The 8,279-nt window shown below is 54.6% G+C and carries 10 protein-coding genes; 8 read left to right on the forward strand and 2 right to left on the reverse strand.

Annotated features, from left to right (window positions below):
* Positions 1 to 146 precede the first annotated feature (146 nt).
* The 8 genes from JW953_00355 to JW953_00390 all read left to right on the forward strand — a co-directional run bounded on the left by JW953_00355 (position 147) and on the right by JW953_00390 (position 6,925).
* Positions 147 to 1,370 (forward strand): cysteine desulfurase, encoded by a 1,224-nt coding sequence (locus tag JW953_00355; GenBank protein MBN1991124.1) that lies wholly within the window; start codon positions 147 to 149, stop codon positions 1,368 to 1,370.
* A 42-nt stretch (positions 1,371 to 1,412) separates the two neighbouring features.
* The gene (locus JW953_00360) at positions 1,413 to 1,817 is read left to right on the forward strand and encodes an SUF system NifU family Fe-S cluster assembly protein (protein ID MBN1991125.1); all 405 of its coding nucleotides are present in this window, start codon (positions 1,413 to 1,415) and stop codon (positions 1,815 to 1,817) included.
* A 12-nt stretch (positions 1,818 to 1,829) separates the two neighbouring features.
* The gene (locus JW953_00365; protein ID MBN1991126.1) at positions 1,830 to 2,141 is read left to right on the forward strand and encodes a non-heme iron oxygenase ferredoxin subunit; all 312 of its coding nucleotides are present in this window, start codon (positions 1,830 to 1,832) and stop codon (positions 2,139 to 2,141) included.
* 81 nt (positions 2,142 to 2,222) lie between these two features.
* A complete protein-coding gene (locus tag JW953_00370; GenBank protein MBN1991127.1) occupies positions 2,223 to 2,555 on the forward strand; it encodes a metal-sulfur cluster assembly factor in 333 nt (110 codons plus the stop codon).
* Between the two features lie 470 nt (positions 2,556 to 3,025).
* Complete coding sequence (locus JW953_00375; GenBank protein MBN1991128.1) at positions 3,026 to 3,988, forward strand: cysteine synthase; 963 nt, start codon at positions 3,026 to 3,028, stop codon at positions 3,986 to 3,988.
* Positions 3,989 to 4,093: 105 nt separating this feature from the next.
* Positions 4,094 to 4,492: a response regulator transcription factor gene (locus JW953_00380; protein ID MBN1991129.1), complete on the forward strand. Its 399-nt coding sequence runs from the start codon at positions 4,094 to 4,096 to the stop codon at positions 4,490 to 4,492.
* A gap of 98 nt (positions 4,493 to 4,590) precedes the next feature.
* The gene (locus JW953_00385) at positions 4,591 to 6,003 is read left to right on the forward strand and encodes an aspartate kinase (GenBank protein ID MBN1991130.1); all 1,413 of its coding nucleotides are present in this window, start codon (positions 4,591 to 4,593) and stop codon (positions 6,001 to 6,003) included.
* A gap of 10 nt (positions 6,004 to 6,013) precedes the next feature.
* Positions 6,014 to 6,925 (forward strand): DMT family transporter, encoded by a 912-nt coding sequence (locus tag JW953_00390; protein ID MBN1991131.1) that lies wholly within the window; start codon positions 6,014 to 6,016, stop codon positions 6,923 to 6,925.
* 111 nt (positions 6,926 to 7,036) lie between these two features.
* On the opposite strand, the gene JW953_00395 is transcribed toward JW953_00390, so the two are convergent.
* The gene (locus JW953_00395) at positions 7,037 to 7,678 is read right to left on the reverse strand and encodes a YdcF family protein (GenBank protein MBN1991132.1); all 642 of its coding nucleotides are present in this window, start codon (positions 7,676 to 7,678) and stop codon (positions 7,037 to 7,039) included.
* 289 nt (positions 7,679 to 7,967) lie between these two features.
* Positions 7,968 to 8,279 (reverse strand): S1 RNA-binding domain-containing protein (locus JW953_00400; protein MBN1991133.1); only part of this gene is annotated, 312 nt, incomplete at its 5' end.

The following is an 8,279-nucleotide window of genomic DNA, read 5'->3' on the forward strand; positions in this document are numbered from 1 at the left end:
AAGCAGGGAACGCATGGCGACAGCAAAAGGCTGTTGCTGCGTCCCTGCTTACCTTATAATCCAATGATAAACCGCCAGTTTGTAAAACAAGGCGTTTCATAGTAGAGTTGTAAACGTGTCACCTGCCTACCAGGAGCCAACACCTTATGTTTAATGTTCATGCCATTCGGCAAGATTTTCCCATCTTGCAGCAAAAAGCCAATGGCAAGCCGCTGGTTTATCTGGATAATTCGGCCAGTTCGCAGAAACCGCTTTCTGTCATTGAGGCCATGAACACCTTTTACCGCGAGTACAATGCCAACGTGCATCGCGGCATTTATCAGCTTAGCGAAAAAGCCTCGGTAGCCTACGAAACGGCCCGCAAAAAAGTGGGCCGTTTCATCAACGCCCGCAGTTGGCGCGAGATAATTTTTACCCGCAATGCCACCGAGAGCATCAACCTGGTGGCCTACACCTGGGGACAAACCAACATCAAAGCCGGGGATGTCATTTTGACCAGCGAAATGGAGCATCACGCCAACATCGTCCCCTGGCAGCAGTTGGCCGCCCGCACCGGGGCCACGGTCAAATATATCCCCATAGACGAACGGGGTTGTTTGAACATGGCCGCTTTTGAGGAGTTGTTGACTCCCGCCGTCAAACTGGTTACAATTACGCAAATGAGCAATACCCTGGGCACCATCACCCCCGTTGGCGAAATTGGGCAAAAAGCGCACGCAATAGGGGCGTTGCTGCTGCTGGATGGGGCGCAGGCCGTGCCCCACATGCCCACCGACGTGCAGGCCTTTGATTGCGACTTTCTGGCTTTTTCCGGACACAAAATGTTGGGGCCAACCGGCATTGGCGTATTGTGGGGGCGTAAAGAAATCCTGGCCCAGATGCCGCCCTTTATGAGCGGCGGCGACATGATCAAGCGGGTCACTTTTGAGGAGGCCGACTGGAACGATTTGCCCTGGAAATTTGAGGCAGGCACGCCCTCCATTGCCGAGGCCATTGGGCTGGGGTATGCCGTGGATTATTTGAATAATTTGGGTATGCACCACGTTCGGCAGCACGAGATTGCGCTGACCACTTACGCCCTGGCCCGGTTAGGCCAGGTGGAAGGCCTGCGTATCTACGGCCCGCATGCCCCCACCTCTCGCGGTGGGGCCGTGGCTTTTACTCTGGGCAACATCCATCCGCACGACGTGGCGGCGGTGCTGGATAGGGAAGGCATTGCCGTGCGGGCCGGTCATCATTGCACTATGCCGCTCCATGCCAGATTGGGCCTCCAGGCCACCACCCGGGCCAGTTTTTACATTTATAATCTGCCGGAAGAAGTAGACCGCCTGGCCGAGGCGCTGGATAAAACCAGAGAATTGTTAGGCTAATCTGGATTATCTAAACCTAATCTAAACCTAATTCTAAACATTATGGACGACTTTTACCGGGAAAACATACTGGACCATTATCGCCACCCACGCCATGCCGGCACGCTGGAAAATCCAACCCATTCTCACCAGGAGGATAATCCACTGTGTGGCGATGTGATTCGTATTGACCTGCACGTTGATGAAAACAATGTTATTGACCAGGTGGCCTTTCAGGGCAAAGGCTGCGCCATCAGCCAGGCCAGCGCCAGCATGCTCACCGAAATGATCCAGGGCAAAACTCTGGAAGAGGCCAAACAAATTGGTAAAGAGGATATTTTAGAGGCGCTGGGCATTGAAATTGGCCCGGTGCGCATGAAGTGCGCCCTGCTCTCGCTCAAAGTGCTTAAAGCCGGGGTTTACGGCCTGCGCGAAGAGGATTGGAACACCGAAGATGACGACTGGTAGGGAAGGGGGAAAATGGCTGAATTCATTAAAGTAGCCCAAACATCGGACCTGGCGCCCGGCCAAAAGATGCTGGTTGAATACGAAGACGACGACGTGGGCCTGTTCAACCTTGACGGAAAGTTTTATGCCATCTCCGATGTATGCACCCACGATAACGGCCCTCTGGTGGAAGGCGAGCTGGACGGCGAGTGGATTGTGTGCCCGCGACATGGGGCGCGTTTTAACGTTAAAACCGGCCAGCAGACCATGCCCGCCTTTGCGCCGGTGCCGTTGTACGAAGTTAAAGTTGCGGGCGACGATATTCTCATTGCGCCAAAAGAATAAAGTTGCAGGCCGATCAGTAATCAAAAAGCCTGTTCACCAAAGGTGACATTTGGCCCGTTATCTTATCTTGTACGAGGAGGAATGATGTCTGAAGAAACCGTTAATAATGAAGTTACCGAAGAGAATGGTGTAACCGAAGAATCGGTGCGAGAAGCCCTGCGCGGAGTGATGGACCCCGAACTCCATCTTGACGTGGTCACTTTGGGTTTGATCAGAGAGATTGATCTGGAAAGCACGCCGGTTCATGTTAAAATGGTGTTGACCACGCCCTTTTGCCCTTACGGCCCCTGGATGGTAGGCCAGATCAAAGAGATGGCTGAATACGCGGTTGGGGATGAAGTTAAGGTTGAGGTTTTAGCCGAGCAGTGGCACCCCGAAATGATGGAAGACCCTACCCTACTGGGTTTTTTCTAAAAATTTAGAAATGTGTTTACCCCTTAAATCCCTCCGTTAACGGGGGAACAGAGAGGAATAAAACTTGCCCCAAAATCCAACACCCTCTTTTGATTTGCCCAAAAGGGCGTAAGCAGGTAAGATTATTTACAATCAAAACATTTCATCCTCCAGAAGATTATGACCGATTCAATTGTAATCCCGGGAAAAAATTGTTGTACATGTATGAAGCGGGCGCGGTAGCCCCGCTCTCAACAGGAGAGAGTGGGTGGCTACGGTAGCCCGCATCGCCGTGTGGCAACGACGATGAGACTCTCAAGCAGACCTGCGATTACAATTGATTTGTTTAGCCGGCCATAGCGGTCAATAATTTAATATTAATCTTACTGAGCAGGCTCATCGTCAGGTGTACGGTGAGTTTTTTGTTTTTAAGGCCCGCAATATTTAGGGTTCAGACAAAAAAGGAGGCCATCATGGCCTTTATAGAAACAATGGAAAAAACGCAAACAAAAACTGCCTTTGTCACCAAACGGCCGGCCGAACCCCGGCCCCTGGGTGATAGTTTGTTAGCCCGCATTGGCCACACCCCCTTGTTACCTCTGCATCGCCTGGCCTGCGCCGAGGGAATCTCGCCCAGGGTGGTGATTTTTGCCAAGGCGGAATGGTTTAATGCCGGCGGCTCGGTAAAGGCCCGGCCCGCCCTGGCCATGATTGAAGACGGGGAAAGAACGGGTTTACTGACCCCGGCTAAAACCATCGTCGAGGCCACCTCTGGCAATACCGGCATTGCCCTGGCCATGATTGGCGCGGCCAAAGGCTACAAAGTCACCCTGGTAATGCCCGCCAACGCCAGCCAGGAACGCAAAGACATCTTGCTTGCCTACGGCGCAGAGTTGGTGCTCACCGACCCCCTGGCAGGCATTGACGGTTCCATTCGCACGGCCAACGAGATGCTGGCTCAAAACCCGGAACGCTACTTCCGGCCCGACCAGTACAACAACCTGGTCAACTGGCAGGCGCACTTTCATACCACCGGCGTGGAAATTTGGCAGCAGACCGGGGGCGCCGTAACCCACTTTTTGGCCGGCATTGGCACCGGCGGAACCTTGATGGGCACAGGCCGGCGTTTGAAAGGATTTAACGCCAATATCCAGGTGATGGCGGTGGAACCGGCAGACGAATTGGGCGTTATTGAAGGTTTGAAACACATGGAAACCAGCATCGTGCCTCAAATCTACGACCCCCACTTCCCTGACCGCAAAATTGCCGTCCGCCCCAACGAGACCCGCGAGATGGCCCGCCGCCTGGCCCTGGAAGAGGGTTTGTTTGTAGGCTACTCCGCCGGGGCCGCCGCCTGGGCCTCAATTCAATTAGCCAAAACCCTTGAGGAAGACAGCGTGATTGTGACGGTTTTCCCCGACGGCGGCGAAAAATATCTCAGCGTGGCCAGATAGCGGCGCTTCAATTTGTTATGACCATTCTCCTATGGCAAAATGCCTTAACCTGGCGCATACTCAAAGTCAGCAAAGTGAGTTAGTGCCATAGAAGAGGTTTTTTTAGTGGGCATATCAAACCCTCGCCTTCTCATCGCCGAACCCGATCACGACATTCGGGCGTCGTTAGAGATATACTTCAAAAACAACGGCTACGAGATTCGGGCAGTGGAGGCTGCCGACGAAATCTTAAAAGTGTGCCGTCCCTGGCAACCCAACGTTATTCTCATCAGCGACGAGTTTACCGGGACAGACCCTTATCAGATTTGCCGGGATTTATTGGACGACACCCTGACCGGCCACATTCCCATCGTCATGCTGCTCCATCTTAACGAGCGCCGCGCCCGGCTGGAGGCCCTGGAGGTGGGAGTCAACGACATCATCACCAAACCCTTTGATATTGAGGAATTGCGATTGCGGATTGAAGCGGCCATCCGCCTTTCGACCATGCGTTTGGAAGCCTGATTTGAACGGATAGTTTTTGCCGTTTGGCTAACAATGAGTACTATACGGTATCTGCCGGTGTAGATACCGTATTTTTTTGCGTAAGGGGGACCTGAACCTTGCTGATTGTAATGAAATTTGGCGGCACTTCGGTGGGGAGTGTCCAGGCTTTAGAAAAAGTGGTTGAAATTGTGAAAAAGGCGAAGGCCCAAGGCCATCAGTTGGTGGTTGTGGTTTCGGCCATGAGCGGCGTAACCGACTTGCTGCTCAATGCGGCCTATGCCGCCGCAGCCGGCCACGAAGAGGGCGCCGGCCAGGCGCGGACGCAAATTGCCCAAAAACACACCGAGGCCCTGTACCATTTTTTAGAAAAAAATTCTGAACGGCAAGTGATGCTAACCCGCATCAACGCCCTGCTGGCCGAATTCACGGCCTTATGCCACGGCATCAACGTATTGGGTGAATTGACCCCGCGCGCCCTGGACGTGATTGGGGGCCTGGGCGAACGGATGAGCGCGCCTCAGGTGGCCGCCATTCTGAGCCACGCGGGCGTGCCGGCGCAAGACATCCCGGCCACCGACCTGATTGTAACGGATAATCGTTTTGGCTCTGCCGTGCCATTGATTGAGCAAACCGGGCAAAAGGCGCAGGCGGGCTTGCGCCCCGTTTTGGCTAAGGGCAAAGTGGCGGTGGTCACTGGCTTTATTGGGGCCACCGCAGACGGCGTGCAAACCACCCTGGGCCGCGGCGGCAGCGATTATTCGGCCACCATTCTGGGCCGCGCCCTGGGCGCCGATGAGGTGTGGATTTGGACCGACGTTAACGGCGTGATGACGGCCGACCCGCGCGTAGTGCCGGAGGCGCACCCCATCACATACCTGTCTTATGCCGAGGTGAGCGAGTTATCTTATTTTGGGGCCAAAGTGCTCCATTCTCAGGCCATCCGCCCGGCCCGGCGGGCCAATATTCCGGTGCGTATCCTCAACACCTTTGCGCCTGACCACCCCGGCACCCTTATCACCGCCGAAGCCAAAGAGTCTACCAAAACCGTTAAGGCCGTCACCGCTATCAAAAATATGAGCTTGATTAGCCTGGAAGGCCAGGGCATGGCCGGTATCCCCGGCGTGGCCGGCCGCACCTTTACCGCTGTGGCCCGCACCGATACCAATATTTTGATGATCAGCCAGGCCTCGTCGGAGCAGGCCATTTGTTTTGTGGTCCCAACATCTGATGTACCCAAAGTGGTTGCCTCACTGGAAAATGAATTGGCCCGCGAGATCGAGCGGCGCGATTTTGACCGGATTAAGGTGGAAGATGACACCGTGATTCTGGCGGTAGTGGGGGCGGGAATGAAAGGCACCCCCGGGGTCAGCGGGCGCTTGTTTGGGGCGATGGGCCGGGAAAAGGTGAATGTGATTGCCATTGCCCAGGGCAGCAGCGAGTTCAATATTTCATTGGTGGTGGCCAAGGGCGAGGCGGATAAGGCTGTCCGGGTGATTCACCAGGAATTTGAATTGGAGAAACCGGATTGAGCAGGGGCTGATGAGTAACATTAATCCCGCAATTTCTATGCCCAAACCAAATCTGGGGCGCGCAGCCCTGGGGGCATTGGTCACCGGCGCAGTGGCAACAGGCTTTGCCCCTGTTTTTGTGCGCTTGAGCGAGCTTGGCCCCAGCGCCACCGCCTTTTGGCGCGTGGCCCTGGCCGTGCCTGTATTTTGGCTGGTACTGAATGTTGAGAGGCAGCATACCACTCCACCCGGGCCCCACTCTCGCGCCATCGGTTATCGCTGGCTGGCGGTGGCCGGCCTGTTTTACGCCTTCGATCTGGCCGTGTGGCATTGGTCGCTCATTTTGACCACTGTGGCCAACGCCACTTTGTTGACCAATTTTGCCCCCATTTTTGTCACCCTGGCCGCCTGGTTGTTATTTGGCGAACGCTTTAAGCGAATGTTTCTATTGGGGTTGGTCCTGGCCCTGGCCGGCGCGATCATGCTCATTGGCCAGAGTTTTTCGCTAGGCTCCCAAAATTTACTGGGCGATATATTGGGTTTGGTGTCGGCCATGTTTTATGGGTGTTACCTGCTCACCGTGAAACAACTACGGAACCACTTTTCCGCCGCCACCATTATGACCTGGGGCGGCGTGACCAGCAGCAGCGCCTTTTTAGTTTTTGCCTTTGTCTCCGGCGAGCATTTAGTGGCGTTCACGCTTCAGGGTTGGGCTATTTTAATTGGCATGGCCCTGGTTTCTCAGGTGAGCGGCCAGGGTTTGATTGCTTATGCGCTGGCCCATTTGCCCGCCTCCTTTTCCGCGGTCACGTTGTTGTTGCAGCCGGTGGTGGCGGCTTTTTTGGCCTGGTTTATTCTGGCGGAGGGTTTAGGCCCCTGGCAGGCCCTGGGCGGCCTGGTTGTGCTGGCCGGAATTTGGCTGGCCCGGCGGGGAAGCCGTTAAATCATCCAGGTTGTTACCCCCTTTATCGTCATGTTGCTCCGAGCGATAGCGAGGAATCTTTTTGCTTGTCTTGAGTGAAGCCGAAGGATGGCGCCCAAACAGTGACGCCTCTTAATTGAGGGGGATCGGCTCGCCCAATACGGGCGCCGGTTTTTGCCGGATAACGTCAAAGAGGGCGTTGACGGTGGCCAGAAACTCGCGGGTTTTGGACCACCGGACGGAAAGCGGATGGTAGGTTCGCAAGTCCGCGTTTACCCCCACGGCCTCCACCCCCAAATTGCGGCAGGTGAACAAGGCCCGCGGCAGGTGAAAATTCTGCGTCACCAATACCGCCGAGTCAAGCCGGAAAATAGCTTTGGCCCGGTAGCAGGTATCGTAAGTGCGCCGTCCCGCGTAGTCGGGCTGAATATTTTCGGCGGGCACGCCTCTACTGAGGGCATAGTCCATCATTCGCCCCGGTTCGTCGTAATCGGCAAAACGGTTGTCGCCGCTTAAAAGCAATTTATCCACTTTTCCGGCCTCATACAACTGCACGGCTGTTTCTACTCGATCCAGCAACATCGCGCTCAGCCGGCCATCTTTGTATATTCTGGCCCCAAACACAATGGCCACCCGCTCCGGCGGAACGTCATCCGGCGCGTAGATGAGACGGTGGTAATACTTGCTTACCAGCCAGGGCCACAGGCAAAGAAAAATGCCCGCGCCCAAGCCAATCCCCAAAATAATGAGGAGGATTCTGGGCCAACGTTTGATTTTTGTTTTGGCGTGTTTAAAAAAAAGCAAATCCAGCGCCTTGTTGCATAAAAAATTAAGTCGCTGTAGTGTAGCATAACTCAGCCGCTGTAGATGGTCAATTTCCCTACAACCGGCCAATCATCAGGCAACGGTTTTTTTGCATACACCGGCATGTCATTAGTAGGCCGTGAGGCCGAGAAATCTCCTTAACCCCCTACCTTTGGGAGAAGATTTCTCGTTGCTGCGTTCCTCAAAATGACATTTCAGAAAAACACCCTGAGATTTGCCATCCGTTCTCAGGCCATTATTAAACCTCTTTCATACTCAAGCCAACGCGCCCGCGCTGAACGTCCACACTCATCACCTTCACCTTCACCACGTCGCCCACCTTCACCACTTCAAACGGGTTTTTTATGTAACGGTCGGCCAACTGGCTAATGTGCACCAGTCCATCCTGCTTAACCCCAATATCCACAAACGCGCCAAAATCAACCACGTTGCGCACCGTGCCGGCCAGCACCATCCCTTCGCGCAGGTCTTCCATTTTAAGCACGTCCTGGCGCAGCAAAGGTTTGGGTAAATCATCGCGGGGGTCGCGGCCCGGTTTGGCCAGGGCCTC

The sequence above is a fragment of the Anaerolineae bacterium genome, assembly GCA_016931895.1.
Taxonomy (GTDB): domain Bacteria; phylum Chloroflexota; class Anaerolineae; order 4572-78; family J111; genus JAFGNV01.

Coding starts and splice junctions, on each gene's coding strand:
- JW953_00355 (MBN1991124.1), top strand. CDS start 147: ATGTTTAATGTTCATGCCATTCGGCAAGATTTTCCCATCTTGCAGCAA.
- JW953_00360 (MBN1991125.1), top strand. CDS start 1,413: ATGGACGACTTTTACCGGGAAAACATACTGGACCATTATCGCCACCCA.
- JW953_00365 (MBN1991126.1), top strand. CDS start 1,830: ATGGCTGAATTCATTAAAGTAGCCCAAACATCGGACCTGGCGCCCGGC.
- JW953_00370 (MBN1991127.1), top strand. CDS start 2,223: ATGATGTCTGAAGAAACCGTTAATAATGAAGTTACCGAAGAGAATGGT.
- JW953_00375 (MBN1991128.1), top strand. CDS start 3,026: ATGGAAAAAACGCAAACAAAAACTGCCTTTGTCACCAAACGGCCGGCC.
- JW953_00390 (MBN1991131.1), top strand. CDS start 6,014: ATGAGTAACATTAATCCCGCAATTTCTATGCCCAAACCAAATCTGGGG.